The sequence below is a fragment of the Myxococcus eversor genome, assembly GCF_010894455.1.
GTDB classification, from domain to species: domain Bacteria; phylum Myxococcota; class Myxococcia; order Myxococcales; family Myxococcaceae; genus Myxococcus; species Myxococcus eversor.
In genome coordinates this window covers 219,529-240,710 of sequence record NZ_JAAIXY010000012.1, presented here as the reverse complement: position 1 = coordinate 240,710, position 21,182 = coordinate 219,529, and the positions used below count along the sequence as shown (strand labels likewise).

Below are 21,182 nucleotides of genomic sequence, written 5' to 3'. Positions count from 1 at the left end.
TCAGACCAGGATGAGCTCCTCTTCGCCGTCCAGCGAGCTCAAGGTGCCGGAGAGATGACTGCCGAGCACCTGCTCCGTGCGGCGAAGGCGCTCGTCGCTCAGCTCGGAGATGAGCACGAGGATCTGCGGGTGGCTGGAGATGAGCGCGTCGAAGTCCTCGCGCGGCAGCCGCAGCAGCGTGGTGTGGCGCGCGGCCGTCACCGTCGCGGTGGCCGGCGTCTTCTGGAGGAGGGAGATTTCACCGAACAGGTCCCCCTCTTTCAGCCGCGTCAGCAGGTGCCCATCCTTGTGCACCTCGACCTCGCCCGAGAGCAGGACGTAGAGGCCGTCGGTCTGGTCGCCATCCCGGATGATGACCTCACCGCGCTCGATGTCACGGGCGCGGAAGCGCTCCACCAGCGTGCGCCGGTCCTTCCGGTTGAAGGGGCGGAACAGCGCCGAGGTGTTCATCACGTTGGTGAGCAGGCGCTGCCGCACGAACTTCTTCAGGGCCGCCGCCACCTGGGGGTGGCTCCGCGAGAGCGAGGTGAGCACGGTGGCGGAGATTTCGAGCAGCTGCGTGTCCTCGGTGCCGGCCTCGACGGACGCGGTGCGCGGGGCTCCGGACAGGATGGCCATCTCGCCGAAGAACGCCCCGCCCTCCAGCGTGGCCAGGTCGACGCGGCGGCCAGACTCGGTCCGGAAGACGCGCGCCTGTCCTTCGCAGATGACGTAGAAGGCGTCGCCGTGGCTGCCCTGGTCGATGATGCGCTCTCCGAGGGTGAAGCGGCGCAAGGGGCAGCGCTCGAACAGCTCGATGAAGGCGTCGCGAGGCAGGTCCGAGAACAGCGGGATGCTGGGAAGCGCGTCCAGCGAGGGCACGTCGGTGACGACTTCCTCGGTGAGACTGAAGACCTCTTCCTCGTCTCCGCCCGCGATGACCTCGGCGCGCTGGTTCAGCCCTGACTGGGCCGCCAGTTCGACGGCATGGAGCAGGGAGTCTGCTTCCATTTCCAGTTCGGTGAAGGACGACGGGCTCGGCGGCACCGCGCGCAGCGAGGCACCGAGCTCCCGCGACACTTCCCGGAAGGGCACGGCCGTGGCGCCCGCGTGAGGGGTGGCTTCCGCGCGGCGTGGGCGCAAGCCCGGGGGCGCGGAGGGCGGGTCGATGACCATCGGCGTCCGAGGCGTCTCGGCCGAGCCCTGCTCTCCGATGGGTGAAGACAGCGCCTTCCACTTGCCGCTCGGAGAGCGCGGGGTCAACGCGTCCACGTCCGAGGCGGCGGGCGTCTCCGGCACGGCAGGACGAACCCGCTGCGTGGCCCCCCGTGGCGCGAGTCCCGGCGGCAACGAGGTGCCATTGCCTTCACGCGCGCTGATGACGGTGGTCCCCGTGGGAACGGGGCTGCCACTCGCGACGGGAAGCGACTCGAGCGCACCGAGCGAGGGAGTGGCGGGAGCCGCGGCCGTACCGGGTGCATCGGCACGCGTGACAGGAGTCCCAACGAGACCTGTGCTGACACTCGCTGACGTGCCGGGTGCACCCGCACTCGTGACGAGAGTCCCGGCAGGACCCGTGCCGACACTCGCGGTCGAGCCTTGCCTCCCCGCACTCGTGACGGGAGCGCTGGCGGGAGCCGCCGCGACACTCGTGGACGGTGACGACTCCGACTCGCCCAGCGCGATATCGAAGCCCTCGTGCTCCTCGGCCGACGAGGTGGAGGTCTCGGCGTCCGAGAGCCCCATGCTCACGGAGTGGACGACCTCTTCCGATGTCTCGACGGAGCCCGGAGAAGGTGCGTCGTCCACGGACAGCGCCAGCTCCGCGGGGAGCTCGGCGGAGAGGTTGATGGTGCCCTCCCCCGCCGACAGCGCCGTCGGGGTATCGGCACGCCCTGGCACGGGCCCGGCGGCTACGGGAGCGGGGCGCTCGGGGGGCGGCGGCGCGGAGAGCGCGCTCGTCATCGGCCCGCGAGCCCGTGCACCCGCTGGCGTCCCCCGACGTGCGTACAGGTTCGCCAGCATCTGCTGGACGCCCTGGTGGCTGGGGTCCAGCTCCAGGATGAGCTTGCTCGCGGCGATGGCGCGCGGGAGGAAGCCCTCCTTCGCGAAGCCCTCGGCGGCGGAATGGTACGCGGCGATGGCGCGCTCGCGCTCACCCGCCTTGGCCCAGGCATCCCCCGTGCGCAGCCGCGACTGGTGGTCCTTCGGGTCCAGCTTGCAGAAGTCCTCGTACAGCTCCGCGGCTTTGGAGAAGCGGCCCTTGGTGAAGGCTTCAGCGGCCCTGTCCTTGAGCTTGCGCGCCTCCATCACCTGGCTCCCTCGGCGGCGGTGCCACCCTTCGCCAGTGCCGCTCCCGCCGCGTCCCGCACGGTGCGGAAGTAGTCGCTCTTGAGCGCATCCAGCGACTCGCCCTGGTTCGTCGCCCCCATGCGCTTGAGCGCCGTGGCCGCCGCCGCGCGAATCTCCGGCAGGTCGTGGAACAAGTCTCGCGACACCACCTCCGCCGCCTGCGCATCACCGAGCGTCCCGAGCGCCAGCAGCACATCCCTGCGCGCGACGCTGTTCGTCTCGTCCAGGGCCTTGATGAGCGTGGGCACTGCCTCCTTCGACTGGATGCGCCCGAGCAGCCCCGCCGCGAGCGCGGCCTCCGGGCCCCCTTCCGTCACCACCGTCTGGAGGACCGCGGACGCCGAAGCGGGCGCACCCGAGCCCCGCGTCAGCGCATCCAGCACCAGCAGCTTCTCTCCGCCCATCTTCGGGAGCAGCTCCACCAGCGCGGCCTGTCCTTCGGGCCCCGACTCGGCGAGGGCCTGCGCCAGCGCCTTCTGGAGATCTCTCTCGGGCTCCAGCATCCCCTCGCGCGCGATGGCCACGCCCTCGGCGCCCAGGTGCGTCAGGCCCACCAGCGCGGCGGTGCGCAAGGGAATGCTTGAGTCCTGGCTGAACCCCTTGAGCAGCTCCAGCGCGCCCGGCGCCCGAAGCGTTCCCAAGGAGCGCAGCAGCGTCGCGAGCGGCACCAGACGCTCCGGCTCCACGTCATCGAACAGCTCCGTGGGCACGCGAGGCTTGACCACTGGACGACCCGACGCACGAGCCCGCTGCGCGTTGAGCGCCTTCACGCGCTCGAAGAGCGAAGCGTGGCGAGCCACCCGCTCGTCCCCCGCCTGCCCATGCACATGAGGAGAAGTGGACGGAGCCGACGGGTCGAACTCCGCCGAGTAGTTCTCCGGCAGCTTCTGGCTGACCCAGTCGGTGCGCAGCTCCTCCAGCCCCTTGGCCTCCTGCTCGTAGAGCTTCTGGAGCTGCGGCACCACGGACGCATCGCCCACGACGGTGACGGCCTCCACCGCGAGCAGGCGCAGCGTGGCGTCGTTCTGGTTGAGCCACGGCGTCACCTTCGGCAGCAGCGGCAGCGCCGTGGGGCCCAATCCGAGGACGGCCTGCAGGCCGCTCGCGGCGGTGGCGGGACGCGACAGGCGCTCGCCGATGGGGTCCAGTGGACAGCCACCGCGTGAGCGCATCGCCTGACCCGCGGCGAGCGCCTCGGCCGGCGCGCCATCAAGGGTGACGGCGCACAACGCGGTGTCCGTCTCCGGGGTGCGCGGGAAGGACAGGATGGCGTCCATGGCCATGGGGCTCACGGCGCTCTTCTCCACCGCCACGGCCTGCAGACGAGGCGCGGCGGCGGGGTCCTGCAACTTCATCAGGGCGATGATCGCGGACTCGCGCAGCTCGGGGAAGCTCTCGTCCAGCAGCAGGGCGATGGCTCCCACCGCGCGCTTGTCACCGGCATCACCCAGGCCCCGCACCGCCGCGGCGGCGAGGATGACCTGACTGTCGCGGACCAGGGGCAACAGGCGATTGACGGCCTCGGGACGACCGCTCTTGCCAAGCTCCTCGGCGGCGCCCACCCGCTCGGGCAGGGCTCCCTCGGTGAGGGTGAGCAGGTTGCGATCCCACTGCCCCTTGGCCTCGGCGGCGACGACTTCCGCCATGGCGCCCGGGACGTTGGCGTTCTTCAGGGCCTGGACGATGACCTGACGGGTGGCGCGGCCTCGGCGCCCGTATTGGAGCGTGAGGTAGGCCTTGGCCTTGTCGTTCTTGACCTTGGAGAGCGCCATCGCGGCGCGGCCCTGGACCTCCTCGTCGGAGTCCTCCAGGAGCTCGCCGAGCAGGTCCACCACGCGGGGGTCCTGACTCTCCCCCAGCGCGACGGCGGCCTCGGCGCGGACGATGGCGGCCAGGTCCTTGGCCGCTCGAGTGAAGAGGACGAGGTCGTCCGGATTGCCTTGCCCGGCGAGCTTCTTCACCGCCAGGGCGCGGACCTCCGGGCGAGGACTCTGGAGATCCGCGAGGAGCTGGTCCCGGCTGCCATTGCAGCCGAGGACCAGGACCAGCATGAGGAGGAAGGGGCGCGTGCCGGTTCGCATCGGTCTCCGGTAAGGCGAACGGTGGAAAAGTCGCAGGGGGTTATATCAACGACCCCCCTGCCGCCCAATCCGCTGTGGTGTGTGTCAGTAAGGCCTACGAGGACCCTTGGAAGGCGAGCCCGCCCGGCCCTTGAAACCCTCGGACTTGCGGGCGCCTTCGGGGGCGAGGCCCCGGGAGCCGCCACGGACGACCCGCTCACGGGGGGCACCCTTGGCGTCGTAGGGCTTCCAGGCGCGCTCTTCCGACCGGCCGCCCGCTCCCCGAGGACCCTTGCCGCCCGGCTTCGCGCCGAAGCCACCGCTGCGACCCCGAGGCGCGCCGCCTTCCGAATCGCGAGGCTTGCGGTCGAAGCGACCCCGCGGGGCGCCCTTGTCTCCCCCGCTCCACTCGCGGCGAGCAGGACGACCCTCACCGCCCGAGGCGGGACGGCCCGCGCCACGCGAGGCTCCCGCACCGAAGCGAGGACGGCCTTCACCGGCGCCCGCGCCACGCGAAGCACCCGCGCCGAAGCGAGGACGGCCTTCACCGGCACCCGCGCCACGAGACGCGCCACCGAAACGAGGACGACCCTCGCCGGCACCCGCGCCACGTGAGGCGGCGCCACCGAAGCGAGGCTTGCCCTCACCGGCACCCGCGCCACGTGAGGCGGCGCCACCGAAACGAGGACGACCCTCACCAGCGGACTCACCACGGCCCGCGCCGCGCGAGGCAGCGCCACCGAAGCGAGGACGGCTCTCGCCGTCGGCATCGCCGCGCGCCGGACGAGCCGCTCCGCGAGCCGCACCAGCGCCGAAGCGAGGACGGCTCTCGCCGTCGGCATCACCGCGCGCCGGACGAGCCGCTCCGCGAGCCGCACCAGCACCGAAGCGAGGACGGCTCTCACCGTCGGCATCACCACGGGCCGGACGAGCCGCTCCACGAGCCGCACCAGCGCCGAAGCGAGGACGGCTCTCACCGTCGGCATCACCACGACCCGCACCGCCGAAGCGAGGCTTGCTCTCGCCACCGAAGCGCGGCTTCGAATCACCGCCGAAGCGAGGCTTGCTCTCGCCACCGAAGCGCGGCTTCGAATCACCGAAGCGAGGCTTGCCCTCACCGCCGAAACGCGGCTTCGAATCACCGCCGAAGCGAGGCTTTCCCTCGCCACCGAAACGCGGCTTCGAATCACCGCCGAAGCGAGGCTTTCCCTCGCCACCGAAGCGCGGCTTCGAATCACCGAAACGAGGCTTGCCCTCGCCACCAAACCGGGGCTTCGAGTCGCCACCGAAACGCGGCTTCGAATCACCGCCCGCGTCACGGCGCGCGGCTCCACGAGGCGACGCCCCTTCCGCGCTCCATTCCTTGCGAGCCGGCCGGCCTTCACCATCGCCAGCGCTCCGACGAGGACGCGGGCTGTCCTCACCACCCGCGCTCCACTCCTTGCGTGCGGGACGACCCGCGCCGCCCTCGGCCGAACGACCGAAGCGCGAAGCGCCCCCAGCCGCCGGTGCCCGACGCGGCGGACCGCGACCCGCGTCACCCTCGGCGCGAGGCCCACGCGAGCGCGGCGAATCCGCGCCACCCGCGCCCCACTCCTTGCGAGCCGGCCGACCCGCGCCACGCGCCGGGCGATCCTCGTCGCCACCCGTGCGTCGCGCGCCACGGCCCTCGGCGGCGGCCCCACGCCCGAAGCGAGCGAGCTTGGCGCCACCATCCACGACGGGCTTCCACGCGCTCCCCGCCGAGCCTCCAGCTCCACGCGCCGGAGCCTTGCGAGCCGCACGCTCACCCGCCGCCTTCCGAGGCGCCGGAGCATCATCATCCATGGACAGCTCGTCCTCGTCCGCCTCGTTGAAGCCCGGCGCCGCACGCCCATGGCGCCGAGGCGGCAGCCGCAGCTCCGCCGTCGGAGGCGCGACACGGCCCTCTGCCACGTCGTTCAGCAGCTCGACCTCAATCTTCTTCAGCGGACGCAGCTCTCCCGGCCGCAAGCCTTCCACGCCAATGCCCGCGTACGCCGGACGGAACAGGCGCACCACCGGGTGCCCCACCGCGGCGCACAGCCGCTTGATGAGGTGCGGACGGCCCTCCGCCACGACAATCTTCAACCACGTGTTCTTCTCGGCGGACTCGAACACGCCCACCGACACCGGCGTGGCCATGCCGTCTTCCAGCCGCACGCCACCGCGCAGCTTGTCGAGCGTCAGGATGTCCGGCTCGCCCTTCACCTTCGCCAGATACGTGCGAGGCACCTGGAAGCTCGGGTGCGTCAGCTTGTGCGCCAGCGCGCCATCGTCCGTGAAGAGCAGCGCTCCCTCGGCGTCGTAGTCCAGGCGGCCCACCGGGAACAGGCGCTTGCCCGTCTCCTCCAGATAGTTGGCCACCGTCGGCCGACCCTGAGGATCCGACAGGGTCGTCACCACACCCACGGGCTTGTAGAGCAGGAAGTAAGAGGATTCATCAGGGGGAGTGACGAGCTTTCCGTCCACCGAGACCAGGTCCGTGCCCGGCTCCACTCGGCTCCCCAGCTCCGTCACCGTCGTGTTGTTCACGGCCACTCGGCCCGCGGTGATCAGCTCTTCTGCGTGCCGGCGCGAAGCAACTCCCGCGCGGGCCAGGTACTTCTGTAGTCGTTCTGCCGACATTACTTCCCCTTCTTCCATTGCTGCCCGTCACTCGGGCTTCGGCCCCTCGGCGCCCGTCTCGGGCTTCGGGGGCGTGTCCAGGACGCTGGAGCTGGCCTTCTGTGTCCGCTCAGCCGCCTCGATGGCGTGTTCCAGGTCCTCAAGCGCCGCCTCGCTGGCCGCCGCGTTCTTCTCCATCCGCTTCGTGAATCCCGGGTCCGATAGCGCTTCCACCGTTCCCGCTGCCACCGGCGCCGGTCGTACTTCTTTCTCCACGATTTCGCGATGCTCCTGCGTGAGTTCGTGGAATTCCCGCAGCGTCGGCAGCGCTGACAGGTCCTTCAAGGCGAAGAACTCCAGGAATTCGCGAGTAGTCCCATAGAGGATGGGGCGCCCCACCTCTTCGCGTTTGCCCAGGATTTTCACCAGCTTGCGATCGATCAACGCCTTGAGGACGGCGCCGCAATCCACCCCGCGGATATCCTCCAGCTCCGGTCGGGTGACTGGCTGCCGGTAGGCGATGATGGCCAGGGTCTCCACGGCCGCGCGGGTGAGTCGCTGGGGCTTCACCCGCAGGTAGCGCCGGACGTACTCGCCCGAGTGCGGGTCCGTGCGGAACTGCCACCCCCCGGCGACTTCGTACAGGACGATGCCGCTGATGCCGTCCCGGTGGACGCCGGAGATCTGGTTGAGGGCCTCGGCGATGAGCTCCCGCTCGATGCCGGTGGCCTGCCACAGCTCGTCCACGGACAGGGGCCGCTCCGCGACGAAGAGCACGCTCTCCACCACGGTGCGGATGCGGTCCGTGGACAGCTTGCGGCTCTTGGAGACGAGCTTCTCGAAGGACGACTCCAGGTCCGGCATGACGCCGTCCTGGTCCTCTTCGATGGCTGCGGGTTCGACTTCGTCCAGCTCGTCCGCCAGTCCGGGCCCGGTGACGGCGGCCAGCTCTTCCTCGGAGAACGGACTGGGACCTCCGGACGCGACTGGGACCTCCTCGTCCGAGTCACGGGGGCCTTTCCTACCGGTAGTCACTCTCGTCGACCTCCGTGGGGACCAAGCGCTCCAGGGCGTCCCCGTTGGGCAACAACAGGATGGGGCCGAGCGGCTCGTCCTGTACCACACGGATGAGCCGGCGTTTGACCATCTCCAGGATGGCCAGGAAGGTGATGACGATTTCCTGGCGCGTCGGCGTCGTTTCCTCGGTGAACAGGCTCTCGAAGAGGACCTGTCCATGGGGGTGCAGGCGCTGGGCGATGCGGAGGATGGCCTCGGAGAGCGTCACCCGCTCGCGCACCACCTCGTGCTGCACCTTGGGCTGCAGGCGCTCCAGCACCCGGTCCAACGCCTCGATGAGCTTGAGGACGCTGAACTCCTGGAGGCCCACCTCCTCCTCGGGGATGGGCACGGCCTCCACCGGCACGCTGCGCGCGAAGACGTCGCGGCCGAGGATGTCCTGCATGGCCATGTGCTCGGCGGCGTCCTTGTACTTCTGGTACTCGAGCAGCCGCCGCACCAGCTCCGCGCGGGGGTCTTCTGGCTCCTCCACCGCGGCCAGGGCCTCGCCGCCCTCGGGCACCGCCACCGCGTCCTGTCGCGGCAGCAGCATGCGGCTCTTCAAGTGGGCCAACGTGGACGCCATCACCAGGAACTCCCCGGCGATGTCCAGGTTGATCTCCCGCATCCGCTCCAGGTGCTCCAGGTACTTCTCGGTGATGAGCGCCAGCGGGATGTCGAAGATGTCGAGCCGATGCTCCTTGATGAGATGGAGCAACAGGTCCAGCGGCCCTTCGAAATTGGGCAGCGCGACGCGGAAGGCGTCGCCCGGGGTGAGGGGCAATTCGCCGTCGCGGTGGCCCTCGTCGGCCGAAGTGGGACGGCCGTTACTCACCGGCGGAACCTGGCTGTCCTTCTGGCTTTCGGTGGCGGCTCGTCATCACGCAAGGGCTCAAATCCGCCGGCCTCGAGCGCGAGCCGGGGGACACACCTCCTTAACAGTGGCTTTTAGGTGGGTCAAACAAACGGCGGTAAACACCCGTTCAGGCCCAGGACCTCACGGGATACCCACCGCGCGCCGCACCTTGTCCATCAACACGGAGGCTTCCTGGCGGGCGCGATTCGCGCCGTCCTGGAGGATGCGCTCCAGTTCGGCGGGGTCGCTTACCAGCTCGGCGTACCGCCGACGGGCCGGGCCAAAGGTCGTCAGGTAGGCCTCCAGGAGCTTCTTCTTGTAGTCCCCGTAGCCCTTCCCTCCCGCCCTCCACGACGCGTCCACTTCGGCGAACTCGGACTCGGGGAGCATCAGCTTGAGCAGGTCGTAGAGCGGCACCTCGCTGACGACGTCCGCCGGACGCTCCGCGCCAGGCACCGGCTTGGGCGCCTCCACGGGAGTCGAGTCCGTCTTGATGGACATGATGCGCTTCTTGATGTCCTTCTCTTCGCCGAACAGCTCGATGGTGTTGCCGTACGACTTGGACATCTTCTTGCCGTCGATACCGGGCACCGTCTGGGTGGACTCCTGGATGCGGGCCGTGGGCAGCTTGAGGATGCCGGGCGTATGCCCGCGCTCCTTGCCGTCCGGGTCCGCCGGGTCATAGCCCTTCACGTACTCGGTGTTGAACTTCACGGCCCAGTCGCGGGCGAACTCGACGTGCTGAATCTGGTCCTTGCCCACGGGGACGGCGTCCGCGCTGTAGAGCAGGATATCCGCCGCCATCAGCACGGGGTAGGCGAAGAGGCCGAAGTCCGGGGAGATGCCCTTGGCGACCTTGTCCTTGTAGCTGTGGGCCCGCTCCAGGTGCGCGTGCGGCACCACGGTGCCGAGAATCCAGTTGAGCTCCAGCACCTCGCGCACGTCGCTCTGGCGGAAGAGCACGGCCTTCTTCGGGTCCAGCCCGAGCGCCAGGTACGAGACGGCGGCGTCTCGCGTGAGCTCCAGCGCGAGCTTCGGGTCCCTCACCGTGGTGAGCGCGTGCAGGTTGGCGATGAAGTAGTACGCCTCGCCCTCGTCCTGCATCTGCACGAACTGGCGGATGGCGCCGTAGTAGTTGCCGATGTGCAGCTTTCCGGAGGACTGCACGCCTGAGAGGGTCCGCATGTCTGGGTTCCGAATCGCGAGTCAAAAGGGTCAGATTCGAGTTCCGAATCTGACTTGTGAGCGCGGGTGGTCGCATACCCGCCGTGCCCCTGCAACCTTCCGTTCAGCCCTGCTGGCATCCGTTGCCTGCTGAATGCCCGCCGCGTCCCTGCCTGAAAAATTCCGACCCGCACGTAAATCCTGAGGGATTCCAAGGGCTTGTGGTTGAGCGGTGGTGGGTGGAGCGGTACCCTGATCGCCTCACCTGCGAGCAACCTCACCTCGGGAGGATGAACCGGCATGGAGTCATTCAAGGGAAGTCTCGCCAGCTATCGCCTGCAGATGGTGATGCCGCCGCTGTTCTCGGGTGCCGGAGTGGAGGGCACGCTGAGGGTGGAGCGCGGCGCCATCCAACGCTGTTTCCAGGTGAAGGACGGCTTCCTCGTCGGTGAGAGCTCGAATGACCCCCGGGAGCACCTGGCCCAGGTGCTGGTGAACCTGCGCATCCTGGACGCGCCCCGGGCCGCGGCGGCCTTCGAGGCGGCGGAAGGAGCGGGCACGCCGTACGGCACCTTCCTGGTGCAGCGCTGCTTCGTGGAGCTGCCGCGCCTCATCGAGGCGATGGAGCACAAGGCACGCGAGGCCCTCTTCGACTGCTACGGCTGGGAGTCGGGAGAGGTGGAGTTCACGCCGAAGCTGCCCCCCGCCTCCCGCGCCGTGGGACTGAAGCTCTCGCTGAACGGCCTCCACCGGGACGCGGTGACACGGCTGCGCGAGTGGACGATGTTCCGCGACGTCTTCCCGCACCTGGACGCCACGTTCAGGGTGTTCCGCGAGTTCGCCGTGGAGACGTTCTCCGAGGAGGAGGACAAGCTGCTGGAGCTGGCGGCGGGCGGCGCCACCCTGAGCGAGATGCTGGCCACGGCGAAGGAGGCCCCGCTGTTCGCGGCGCGGTGGATCCTCCACCTGTATCGCCGGGGCGCGCTGTCTCCCCGGATGGCCAAGGGTCCGAAGGTCGGCGAAGCCGCTGAGCTGGCCGAGCTCCTGACCCTGGTGAAGCGATTCCTGGAGACGGGGAAGTACGACCACGCGGTGGCGCTGGCCGCGCAGATTCTCGAGCGCGGCTCCGTGCCCGAGGCCCACGCGCTTTATCGCGAGGCGGAGGTGCGCCTGACGCTGGCCCTGAGCGACGAGCTGTTCGCGCTGGACGGCCGGCTCGTGTTCGAGCCCATCCCCCGCCCTACCCCATCGCAGCTCACGGCGGACGACCTCTACCTGTACTCGAAGCTGCGCGGCAGCCGGAGCATCCGTCAGGCCCTGCGCACCGCGGCCATGGGAGAGCTGGCGGCGTCGCGCTCGGTGCACCGGCTGATGGCGAGCGGGCTGATTCATGTCGCCCCCCTGCCCGAAGCCGAGTCGTCCACCGAAGCGAGGCGCACGAGCACGGACCCGTTCGGAATCCCCGTCGTCAACGTGGCCCCCTGAGCCGCGCCGATTCAACGTGAGGACGACGGAGTGCGCTCGCCGCGCTCCGCTTCCGGCCGGGGCAACCAGAGCAAGTCGAGCGCCAGGACCGCGGCCTCGAACGGCTCCACGCGAGCGATGATGTCCCCCGAATAGCGCTCTCCCGGCGCCCAGCCCCCGGAGCCATGGCGATACACCTCCAGCGAGCGCCGCGCGGGGTCGATGAGCCACACATGCCGCACGCCTTCACGGTGATAGACGGGCAGCTTGCGGAGCCGGTCTTTTGTCTCCGTCGAGGGAGACAGCACCTCACAGACCCAATCCGGCGCCTGCGTCAGCCAGGGCACATCATGCGGTGGCTCCGGGACACGCTCCCGACGCCAACCCGCCAGATCCGGGACGAGGACATCACGCCCGAAGTGCAGCTCCGGCTCATCCAGAAACCACCAGCCGCCCGGTCCACCCGGGCCCAGCTCGAAGGGCATCCCCAGCAGGATTCCGAGTCGTGATGCCACATGCAGATGCCTCACCGCCGGACGCGGCGACGCATACAGCAAGTCCTCGACAATCTCCCCCACCCAACCGACCGGAAGCGCTTCGATGTCCTCGTACGTCGCTGGCTTTCTACCCTTGCCCTGCCCCATACCCACCTCCTTCGATGGAACCTCCGAGGTCCTCTCCGCAACACCGCATCCTCAAGGGAGAATGACAGCGTCCACCTTGTGTCCCTTGCCGCCACGACGTGGCAGCCAGATCAGCCCCAGGTCGAGCGGCACCGCCTCGAAGGGCTCCTCGCGAATCACGGCGGGCCCCTCATGAAGGCCCACGCGCTCCCAGCCTCGGTTCCCACTCCGATAGCTTTCGAGGGAACACCGCAACGGGTCGATGAGCCACGCATGTCGCACGTCGCTTCGGTGGTACAGCGGCAGCTTGCGGACGCGGTCCGTGCTTCGCGTCGAAGGTGACAGCACCTCGCAAACCCAGTCGGGAGCCAGCGAGAGCCACGGAGTCTCCGGGTCCGGTGGCTCCGGAACCCGCTCGCGGCGCCAGGCCGCGAGGTCCGGCACCACGACGTTCTCCCCCAGATGAAGCTCCGGCTCGTTCAGCAACCACCAGCCTCCGGGACCACCCCGTGCCCAATCGAAGGGCTGCATGAGCAACGCCCCGAGCCGCGACGCCACATGCAGATGCGCCATCGCCGGGCGCGGCGACGCATACAACAACCCTTCGACAATCTCCCCCACCCACCCCACCGGAAGCGCTTCGATGTCCTCGTACGTCGCCGGCTTCTTGCCCTTGTTCCGCCCCACGCCCACCTCCGTCGATGGAACCTCAGAGGTCCCATCCGTAACACCCCACCTTCAAGGGTGTCCACCTGGTACGTAGGCAGTCTAGTGCCCGGTCTGACATGTCGAATCCACCCACCGCCAGACCCCGGAACACGTGAATCTACGACGCCGACTTCCGCTTCTTCGGCTTGGGGACGAACACGTCACTGCGCGGATGGAACTCGTCGTAGACGGAGCGCAGGCGGGCGCTGTTGACGTGGGTGTAGATCTGCGTCGTGGCCAGGTCCGCGTGCCCGAGCATCTGCTGCACGGCCCTCAAGTCCGCCCCCCGCTCCACCAAGTGTGTAGCGAAGGAGTGCCGCAGCTTGTGGGGAGAAATGGGCTTGAGGATGCCCGCCTTCAGCGCATACCGCTTGATCAGCTTCCAGAACCCCTGCCTCGTGAAGCCCGACCCCCGAGGCGTCACGAACAGGGCCCGCGACTCGCGCCGACCGAGCATCGCCGGGCGGGAGTTGCCCAGGTACTCCTGAGTCTTCTCCACCGCCACGCGCCCCAACGGCACCACGCGCTCCTTGGCGCCCTTGCCCTTCGCCACCAGGTAGCCCGCGCTCAACTGCACGTCGTTGACGCCCAGCCCACACAGCTCGCTGACGCGCAGGCCCGTGGCGTAGAGCACCTCCAGCATCGCCTTGTCGCGCAGCCCCGCCGGCGTCCGCTCGTCCGGCGCGGCCAGCAACTGCTCCACCTCGTCCAACGTCAGGAACGATGGCAGCTTCTTCGCCGAGCGCGGCGTGTCCACGTCCTCCGTCGGGTCCTTGTCCGCCAGTCGCTCGGCGACCAGGAAGCGGTGGAAGCCCCGGAGCGCGGCCAGGTGCCTCGCCTGACTGCGCTTGCCCAGCCCGCCCCGGGACAGCGACGACAGGTGCGCCGTCACGTCCTCCTGACGGACGCGCGTCGCGTCCTCCACGCCCCGCGCGCGCAGGTCCTCGAAGTAGGAGGTCAGGTCCGCGGCATAGGCATCCACCGTCTTGCCGGACAGCCCACGCTCCGCGCGGATGAAGGCGATGAACGCGTCGAGCAATCCTTCCATGCCCCCAGGCTAGCGGAGCCCCGCCCGGAGGCAATCTGTCGACCCGCGCGCCACGCCCCCGGACTCAGGGACGCGGCCCACCCGCGCCCTCCGTGGAGGCCTGCTCCAGCGCCTGCACCACCCACGGCCAGCCCACCAGGATGTTCCCCGGCGAGCGCAGGCACGCATCCGCCACCGCGAGCACCTCCGCGGGCCGCGATCGCACCGCCAGCGCCAGGTGCCTGCCCAGGAACGGGTGTGGCAGATAGCTCAGGTTGTGGTGGCGCACGGGCACCCACTGCAGCGTCGGACGTCCCGTCCACCGCTCCACGGCATACGCCGTCGCCGACGCCAGCACCTCCAGCGCATACAGCGGCAGCCTGAACGCACTCACCAGGAAGGCCACCAGCGCCGCCGCCGCCACCGCGCCCGCGAAGGACACATTGGCCTGACGGCTCCACACCACCATGGGCACCACGCTGGTGATGATGGCCGCCGTCTGCACCCGCCACACGGAAGGACCTCTCCCGCCGGAGATGCTCGCGATGCTCCCCACCGACAGCCCGGACACCATGCCCAGACACACCCCCACGGCGACTCCCGCTCCACCGCCGAGCACCGGCCCGAAGGCCCCCGCCGCGGTGGCATGCAAACCCACCAGCATGGACAGACTGGCCAGCGAGCCCAGCATCACCCCGGCCGCCAGTCCTGACACCTGTGCGAGCGCCAGCCCCGCGGCCGAACAACACAACGCGGACACCGCCCAGCCGCCGCGAAGTGGAATGCCCGCGCAGTAGAGCCCCAATCCCAACAGCCCCGTCACCAGGGGCGAACCCACCACCAGCAAGAGCAACATCCGCCGGACATAGAGCCCCGCGGCGCGTCCACCCTCACCCTGCTCCCGCCACAACTGGCCGATGCGCCCCCCTGGCGCGAGGATTCCCGCCGCCCGGAGCCTGTAGTGCAGGTCCACCGGGCGAAACAACAGCAGCAATAGCAACCTGACTGGCGATGGGACGTGCTGTGGCATGTCCGTTCGCACTGGCTCCGCGGCCCCTGATTCCACGGTGGCCCCCCTCTTCTTGTTCGAGTTTCAGTCCTCCAGCCTACCCTTGCCCTGCCGGAGGATTTCAAGCGTATCGCCAATGAGTGAAACCACTGTCGACGGTTCGTTCAACGTCACACCCCCGTCAAGGATGAGCTCCAGCCCATGGCCGAACTCCTCCTTTATCTCCCGCGCGTCCGTGAGCGGCTCACCCTGGGTGTTGCTCACCGACGTCGTCACGAGAGGACGCCCCAGCGCGCGAGCCAGCTCGCGGGCCAGGGGGGCATCCGGGACCCGGATACCCACCTGCTTCTGCCGGGTCATCATCAAATCAGGCACCAATCGCGTCGCCTCGAGGATGAAGGTAAACGCGCCAGGGGTGAGACCCTTCATTGTTCGGTACGCGAAATTGCTGACGTGAGCGTAGCGAGCGACGTCCGACAGGTCCGGACACAGGAAGGACAGGGGCTTCTTCTTGTCGCGGCCCTTGAGCTGGTAGAGCCGTTCGATGGCCCGCTTCGAGCCCAAATCACAGCCCATGCCGTAGTACGTGTCCGTCGGATAGGCGATGAGCCCGCCGCGCTCGAGCACCTCCACGGCGCGCTGGATGTGGCGCGGGGAGGGGTGCTCCATGTCCACCTCGAGGATGGGTGCGGCCATGATGTCTTTCTTGCCTCCTGCGAGGGGAGGCAGCCTACGCGGTTCCCGGCGCCTCGTCCGTCCTGACTTCGCCACTGGCCGTCAGTGCACGTCTGGTCAGCACCGGACCCACCAGCTCGTGCGCGGTGATCATCGCCACGATGAGCACCTCCACCTGGGGGCCGAACGAGGGGAACGTCCTCGACACCAGCGCCGCCAGGCCAAACGTCACCCCCGCCTGGGAGATGAGTCCCATCCACAGGTGGCTCTTCAAACGCGGGTCGTCCGCGGGGGCGAAGCGTCGGCAGGAGAACCAGATGGCCCCTCCCCGCAGCACCACCAGCAGCAGCGCCGCCGGCCCCACCGTCACCAGCGCGTCCAGCTTCAACCCCGCGCCCGCCGCCGCGAAGAAGAGCGCGAACACCGGCAGGCCCGCCCGCTGGATCGCGTGGTGGATGCGCTCGCCCTCGCGCTCGTCCAGGTTGGCGATGAGCGCCCCGGCCGCCAGCGACACCAGCAGCGGGGACAGGTGAAGGCGCGTGCCCCCTTCCGCCGCCGCGAAGGACAGTCCCACCAGGAACAGCGGCAGCTCCTGCTTCACGCCCCGCATGTAGACGAGCATCGCCACCGCGAGCAGGCCGCCCACCGCCACCGAGCCGAACAGCTCCCACCCCACCCCACTCAACAACCCCGCCACGTCCAGTCCGCCACCGAAGGTCGCTCGCGTCAGGCCCGCGGCCAGCGCGAAGGCCACCATCACGAACAGGTCGCCGATGATGACCAGCGCCATCAGGAACTCGGTGAACGAGCCTCGCGCGCTCGTCTCCTGGACGATGGCGATGGTCACCGTGGGAGAGAACGACACCACCACCGTGGACAACAGCGCGCTGACCGCCAATACCTGAGGCAAGGTCAGGGTCGCCAGGAACGGCAGGAGCGGCTTGAGCGCGACGGTCGCCGCGAAGCACACGATGAACGTCACGCCGCACACGGCCGCGCACAAGAGCGCCACCCGCGCGCCCACGCGGCGGATGAGCCCCAGGCGCAGCTCCGTGCCCGCCACCAGCGCGATGAGGCTCACCGCCAGCCCCTTCACCAGGTCCAACCCCTTCACGCCCTCGCCCGGGATGAAGCCCAGCACGTACGGGCCCACGGCCACGCCCACCAGGAGATATCCCGTGAGCCGGGGCAGCCCCATCCCCTTGGCCACCTTGCCCGCGAACAGGCCGCACAACAGCAGCGCCCCGGCCGCCAGCGTCACCGGAGTGCCCGAGTCCACGCGCAGCACCTGGGCGCGGCTGATGATGGCCAAGAGCCCCATCACCAACAGCAGCCGGGCCACCGCGCCCTTCATGTCGCCACCCCCACGTCCGGAGGAGGCACGGGCTTCATGCGGGCCAAAGGTGTGGTGACCTGACGGAAGGCCTGCCCCGCCAAGAGCTCGTTCACCACCGCGCCCACCACCACCACGTCCAGCACGCGGCGGGACAGTCCGCCCGGAACCAGGAGCTGGTACTCGGCGACCAGACACAGCGCGAGGCCCCCCTGGGCGATCAGCGCGTAGCCCACGCGAGGCGGCAGCTCCAGCACGCCCCGGGCGAAGCGCTGCGCCAGCGTGCCGCCCACCACCTTCCCCAAAAAGCGCAGTCCCACGAAGCCCGGCACCAGCGCCCACGCCGCCCAGTCGCGCGTGTACACGCCGCAGCCGACCAGGAACACCAGCACCAGGAACACCGGCCGCTCCACCCGTCCCAGCGCCCGCGCCACCCGCTCCGTGGTGCGCCCTCCCACCAGCGCCAGCGTCGCCCCACACGCCACGCCCGCCAGGAGCGCGGACACCCTCAGGTACGCCGCCGCGCCGCCCACCAGCGCCACCATCCCCAGCGTCACCGTCGCCAGCTCCGCGGGGTCCTTCAGCGCGTGGGTGAGGAACGCCAGCAGCGCGCCACACAGGATGCCCAGCAACACCGCCAGACACACCAGCCCCAGGCCCTCGCCCGCCGTGGGCGCCGCGCCCAGGAGCAGCGCCACGGCCAGCACCACCAGCCCCACCGCGTCATCCAGCATCGTCAACAGCGCCACGCCCAGGCCTCGCGCGCGGTCCATCCGCCCGCTCCGGTACGCCAGCACCGCGAAGTGTCCCGAGGACAGGCTCGCCGCCGCGCCCAGGAGCGACGCGGCCCCCACGGCCGCATGCAGCGACGGCCGCGCCGTCAACAGCAGCGGGACGAACAACGGCACCGTGACGAAGAGGAACGCCGTCCCCGCGTGCGCCAGGGCCGCCGAATACACCGGCCGGGGCAACAGCCGCAGCAGCCGGGGCTCCAGGTTCAATCCCAGGATGACGCCCGCGGTGCCCAGCCCCAGCGCCATCACCGGCCGCAGGAGGTACAGGTCCTCCTCGGACAACACCCCCACCACCGACGGGCCCAGCACCACGCCGAAGAGCAGGAACAAGAAGCCCCCCGCCGCCAGCCGGGCCAGCGCCGGGAAGCGCACCGGATCCAACGCCGGACTCGAGGCGAGCAGGGACAGCGCCGCGATGGCGAGGAAGACGAGCAGCGCTTGCACGAGGGTTGCTTACACCGGCCCCGCCCCTCGCGTCACGAGCGGCGGTGCGTCGGCGCGGCGATCACCGGCAGGGCGACCAGCCGGCCCATGGGTGGATCGTCCGCATCCATCTCCAACTGCACCCGTTGAATCATCCGCTCCATCTCCTCGGCGGAGACGGCGGGCAACATGCTCACCAACAACACGCGGTCTTCGTCCGCGCCCAGGGCCAGGCTTCTGAGCCCCGCGAACACGGGCACCTCGGCGGACAACGCCGCGGCCGCGCTCCGAGCTCGGACCACCAGCGGCTCCGGGATGCCAAACTCCCGGAGCCGACGGATGGCTCGCTCGGTCCCTTCCATCTGCTCGAGGAACGTGATGACCAGGTACACGCGGCCGTCTTACCGGGTCCGCGCGCCAGGCGCCACGCTACTCGTTCTGGCCGGGGCCCGCCGTCTCGCCGGAAGGAGCCGCCGGTGTCGTCGGAGCCGTCGGGGTCGACGGAGCCGCTCCCTCTTGCGCCGGCGCCGTGCCAGCCTGGGCCTCCATCGCGGCACGAGCCGCGCGCTTGCCCTCTTCGATGAGCTTCTTCACCTTCTGCCCACCCTTGCGGCCAATCTCCTCGTAGAAGTTCGGCCCGCGGGTGGCCTTGACTCGGTCACCCCCCTTCTTGCCGATCTCCTCGTAGAACTTCGCGCCGCGCTCGGCCTTCACCGTCTCGCCGCCCTTGCGGCCGATCTCCTCGTAGAAGGAGCGACCCCGCTCGGCCTTCACCGTGGCTCCGCCCTTGCGACCGATGGTCTCGTAGAACTCGCGACCCCGCTCGTTTCGGACCGTCTCGCCACCCTTACGTCCCGCCTCGGCCACCGTCATGCTGCCCTTGTTGTCTTTGTCCGACATTGCGCCCTCTCCTCTCTATGGCTGCCTGCCCCCATCCCGCGCCTCGATGCCCCTTGCCTGAAACCTTGGGACGGAAGCGCCCCGATGCAAGCAAGCTCCGTACACCGCCAGCCGTTCTCGCCTGACCCACCACACCAAAACCCCAATGATTCCGTGCGGTTGCTCAAGCTCGCCCTGCTTACTTTCCGTGCGGAGGCATGCCCGGCAGGACGCTCTCTTGTTGAAAACAATTCCCTCTGCATTGCCGATTCCCGGACCGGCACTCACCTTCATGCCCGCGGCGCGCGCTCAATGGCGCCCGAGGGAGGCCTTGCGTGGCGCAGGTGGCGAAGACATGGCTCCGAGTCCTGGCACCGATGCTTGTGTCCGTCGGTGGACTGCTGATGCTCCGGCTGCTCGGACCGGACTTCATTGATCAGCGCTACATCGCGGATCTGCTGTCCCCTCTCGGTAAAGCAGCGCCTCTGGCCTACATCGCGTTCCTGACCGTGCGGCCCTTGACGTTGTTGCCCGGCCAGTTGTTGACCGCCGTGGGCGGAATGATGTTCGGAACGCTCGCAGCGACCCTCTATTCACTAACGGGCAGCTTCCTGTCTGCCATGTTGCTCTTCGCGCTGGCACGCAAGCTGGGGACTCGGCCGATGAAGCGCCTGGCTGGAGGCAAATATCCGGCGCTGGTGCGCGCGGCCAAGCGCCACGACTTCCTCTTCTCATTCATGGCGTGCATCAACCCGCTGTGTCCCACCGACGTCATGCTGGTGGCGGCCGCGGCGAGCGGCGCGCGCTTCTGGCCCACTGTCGCGGGCGTGATGTTGGGCACCATTCCAGGAACCTTTCTCACCGCGCAGTTCGGCAGTGGGCTGGCCCAGGGGCGCACGGTGATGACCGCGGTGTCCGCCGCCGGTCTCGTCGTCTCGCTGGTGCTGGGCGTCATCATCGGTCGTCGTTTCTACAAGGAGCTCACCGAGGAACCGGAGCCCTCGTCACCTGAATCAGATGCGCGGGACGACACAACGGTTCCCAACCTCGCGGGCTCGGCGATGCCATCCAGGCCTCCCAAGAGGGACGGGGTTCCCGCCACCTGGTGAGGCCCGCGACGCGGACACCCGCCAGGCATCCAAGGTTCCCCGTTACGTCGGCTCACCTGCCCGCAGCTCGTCGGACAAGAGCCGCAGCAGGGCGCGGACGCGGGGCACGGACTGGCGTCCCGGAAGGCACAGCGCATGGACCGGTGGACCTTCCGCCGCGTGGTCCGCGAGCACCTCCACCAGCCGCCCTTCCCGCACGCGCGCATCGAGCATGAAGTCGAGCACCTGGCACAACCCCGCGCCCGCCGCGGCCAACTCCAGCAGCGAGGGGCCGTGATCCACGTCCATCGCGGGAGTGGTCCGCAGCGACTCGGCCGCGCCACCGGGCTCTCGCCGGAACATCCACGTTCGCGCGAGGCCCCGAGGATCCACGAACTTCAGACAGGCATGACGCTCCAGGTCGGCCGGACGCGTGGGAGTGCCATGGCGCGCCAGGTACGCGGGTGAGCCCAGCGTCACCCAACGCGTGCTCAAGAGCCGCCGCGCCACGAGGCTGGAGTCCTCCAACACGCCCACGCGCAGGGCGACGTCGATGTTCTCGTCCACCATGCGGCTGAAGCGATCACTCAGCCGCGCATGCACCGTGAGCTGCGGGTAGCGCGTCTGCAGGCGAGCCAGGGGCGGCAGGATGACGGGCCCCAGGATGTAGGGCAGCGTCACGGTGAGCGGGCCCTTGGGCGCGCGCTGCGCCTGGGACACCGTCTCCCGCGCGGCCTTCATTTGCGCCACCGCCTCGCGGGCCCGCTCCAGGAAGGCGACGCCCTCGGACGTCAGCGCCACCTGCCGCGAGGTGCGCTCCAGCAACCGCGCGCCCACGTCCTCCTCCAGCTTGCGCACCGCCTTGCTCACCGCCGCCGTGGTGACACCGAGCCGCTCCGCCGCCTTCCGGAAGCTGCGCTCCTCCGCCACGTGCACGAAGGGAAGCACCCCCGCGAACAGGTCCATGGGCCCCATTGTCAACCTGGAGTTGATGATGGTTCAACCTCCACGTGCTCGATGCGCCCTGGGTTGACGGTTAGGGTTGCGCCATCCACGAAGGACGAAAG

18 protein-coding genes are annotated in these 21,182 nt (G+C 69.5%); 2 read left to right on the top strand and 16 right to left on the bottom strand.

Annotated features, from left to right (window positions below; all coding sequences use genetic code 11):
• From G4D83_RS24640 to trpS, 6 genes are all read right to left on the bottom strand, one after another.
• Nucleotides 1-2,289 carry a cyclic nucleotide-binding domain-containing protein gene (locus G4D83_RS24640; protein WP_163867258.1) on the bottom strand — a complete coding sequence of 763 codons (2,289 nt, stop codon included), beginning with the start codon at nt 2,287-2,289 and terminating at the stop codon, nt 1-3.
• Nucleotides 2,289-4,412, bottom strand: coding sequence for a HEAT repeat domain-containing protein (locus G4D83_RS24635; protein ID WP_163867257.1), 2,124 nt, complete (start codon nt 4,410-4,412; stop codon nt 2,289-2,291). The genes G4D83_RS24640 and G4D83_RS24635 overlap by 1 nt, the downstream gene beginning before the upstream one ends.
• A gap of 84 nt (nt 4,413-4,496) precedes the next feature.
• Nucleotides 4,497-7,037: a pseudouridine synthase gene (locus tag G4D83_RS46385; protein WP_163867256.1), complete on the bottom strand. Its 2,541-nt coding sequence runs from the start codon at nt 7,035-7,037 to the stop codon at nt 4,497-4,499.
• A gap of 27 nt (nt 7,038-7,064) precedes the next feature.
• Entirely contained in the window at nt 7,065-8,051 is a 987-nt protein-coding gene (gene scpB, locus G4D83_RS24625; RefSeq protein WP_163867255.1) for an SMC-Scp complex subunit ScpB, read from the bottom strand.
• Nucleotides 8,038-8,907, bottom strand: a complete 870-nt coding sequence (locus G4D83_RS24620; RefSeq protein ID WP_163867254.1) for a segregation and condensation protein A — start codon at nt 8,905-8,907, stop codon at nt 8,038-8,040. The genes scpB and G4D83_RS24620 overlap by 14 nt, the downstream gene beginning before the upstream one ends.
• Nucleotides 8,908-9,069: 162 nt before the next feature.
• Nucleotides 9,070-10,113 carry a tryptophan--tRNA ligase gene (trpS, locus tag G4D83_RS24615; RefSeq protein ID WP_163867253.1) on the bottom strand — a complete coding sequence of 348 codons (1,044 nt, stop codon included), beginning with the start codon at nt 10,111-10,113 and terminating at the stop codon, nt 9,070-9,072.
• A gap of 279 nt (nt 10,114-10,392) precedes the next feature.
• On the opposite strand from trpS, the gene G4D83_RS24610 reads away from it, so the two are divergent.
• Nucleotides 10,393-11,577, top strand: a complete 1,185-nt coding sequence (locus G4D83_RS24610; protein ID WP_163867252.1) for a DUF4388 domain-containing protein — start codon at nt 10,393-10,395, stop codon at nt 11,575-11,577.
• 11 nt (nt 11,578-11,588) lie between these two features.
• Here G4D83_RS24610 and G4D83_RS24605 read toward each other — a convergent pair whose 3' ends face one another.
• From G4D83_RS24605 to G4D83_RS24565, 9 genes are all read right to left on the bottom strand, one after another.
• Complete coding sequence (locus G4D83_RS24605) at nt 11,589-12,200, bottom strand: Uma2 family endonuclease (protein WP_205522703.1); 612 nt, start codon at nt 12,198-12,200, stop codon at nt 11,589-11,591.
• Nucleotides 12,201-12,251: 51 nt separating this feature from the next.
• On the bottom strand, nt 12,252-12,872 hold the full coding sequence (locus G4D83_RS24600; protein ID WP_163867250.1) for a Uma2 family endonuclease: 621 nt from the start codon (nt 12,870-12,872) through the stop codon (nt 12,252-12,254).
• A 133-nt stretch (nt 12,873-13,005) separates the two neighbouring features.
• Nucleotides 13,006-13,935 (bottom strand): site-specific tyrosine recombinase XerD, encoded by a 930-nt coding sequence (gene xerD, locus G4D83_RS24595; RefSeq protein WP_163867249.1) that lies wholly within the window; start codon nt 13,933-13,935, stop codon nt 13,006-13,008.
• 64 nt (nt 13,936-13,999) lie between these two features.
• Entirely contained in the window at nt 14,000-14,980 is a 981-nt protein-coding gene (locus G4D83_RS24590) for a hypothetical protein (RefSeq protein WP_420826656.1), read from the bottom strand.
• 27 nt (nt 14,981-15,007) lie between these two features.
• Entirely contained in the window at nt 15,008-15,619 is a 612-nt protein-coding gene (locus G4D83_RS24585) for an L-threonylcarbamoyladenylate synthase (protein ID WP_163867247.1), read from the bottom strand.
• 34 nt (nt 15,620-15,653) lie between these two features.
• Complete coding sequence (locus G4D83_RS24580; RefSeq protein ID WP_163867246.1) at nt 15,654-16,952, bottom strand: cation:proton antiporter; 1,299 nt, start codon at nt 16,950-16,952, stop codon at nt 15,654-15,656.
• Nucleotides 16,949-18,169, bottom strand: a complete 1,221-nt coding sequence (locus G4D83_RS24575; RefSeq protein WP_163867245.1) for a cation:proton antiporter domain-containing protein — start codon at nt 18,167-18,169, stop codon at nt 16,949-16,951. Before G4D83_RS24575 ends, G4D83_RS24580 begins: the two co-directional genes overlap by 4 nt.
• A gap of 32 nt (nt 18,170-18,201) precedes the next feature.
• A complete protein-coding gene (locus G4D83_RS24570) occupies nt 18,202-18,540 on the bottom strand; it encodes a hypothetical protein (RefSeq protein ID WP_141648803.1) in 339 nt (112 codons plus the stop codon).
• A 37-nt stretch (nt 18,541-18,577) separates the two neighbouring features.
• A complete protein-coding gene (locus G4D83_RS24565; protein WP_163867244.1) occupies nt 18,578-19,048 on the bottom strand; it encodes a general stress protein in 471 nt (156 codons plus the stop codon).
• 356 nt (nt 19,049-19,404) lie between these two features.
• Between G4D83_RS24565 and G4D83_RS24560 the strand changes: the two genes are divergently transcribed.
• Nucleotides 19,405-20,136 carry a TVP38/TMEM64 family protein gene (locus G4D83_RS24560; RefSeq protein WP_217911567.1) on the top strand — a complete coding sequence of 244 codons (732 nt, stop codon included), beginning with the start codon at nt 19,405-19,407 and terminating at the stop codon, nt 20,134-20,136.
• 42 nt (nt 20,137-20,178) lie between these two features.
• Here G4D83_RS24560 and G4D83_RS24555 read toward each other — a convergent pair whose 3' ends face one another.
• Complete coding sequence (locus tag G4D83_RS24555; RefSeq protein WP_163867242.1) at nt 20,179-21,081, bottom strand: LysR family transcriptional regulator; 903 nt, start codon at nt 21,079-21,081, stop codon at nt 20,179-20,181.
• Nucleotides 21,082-21,182 lie beyond the last annotated feature (101 nt).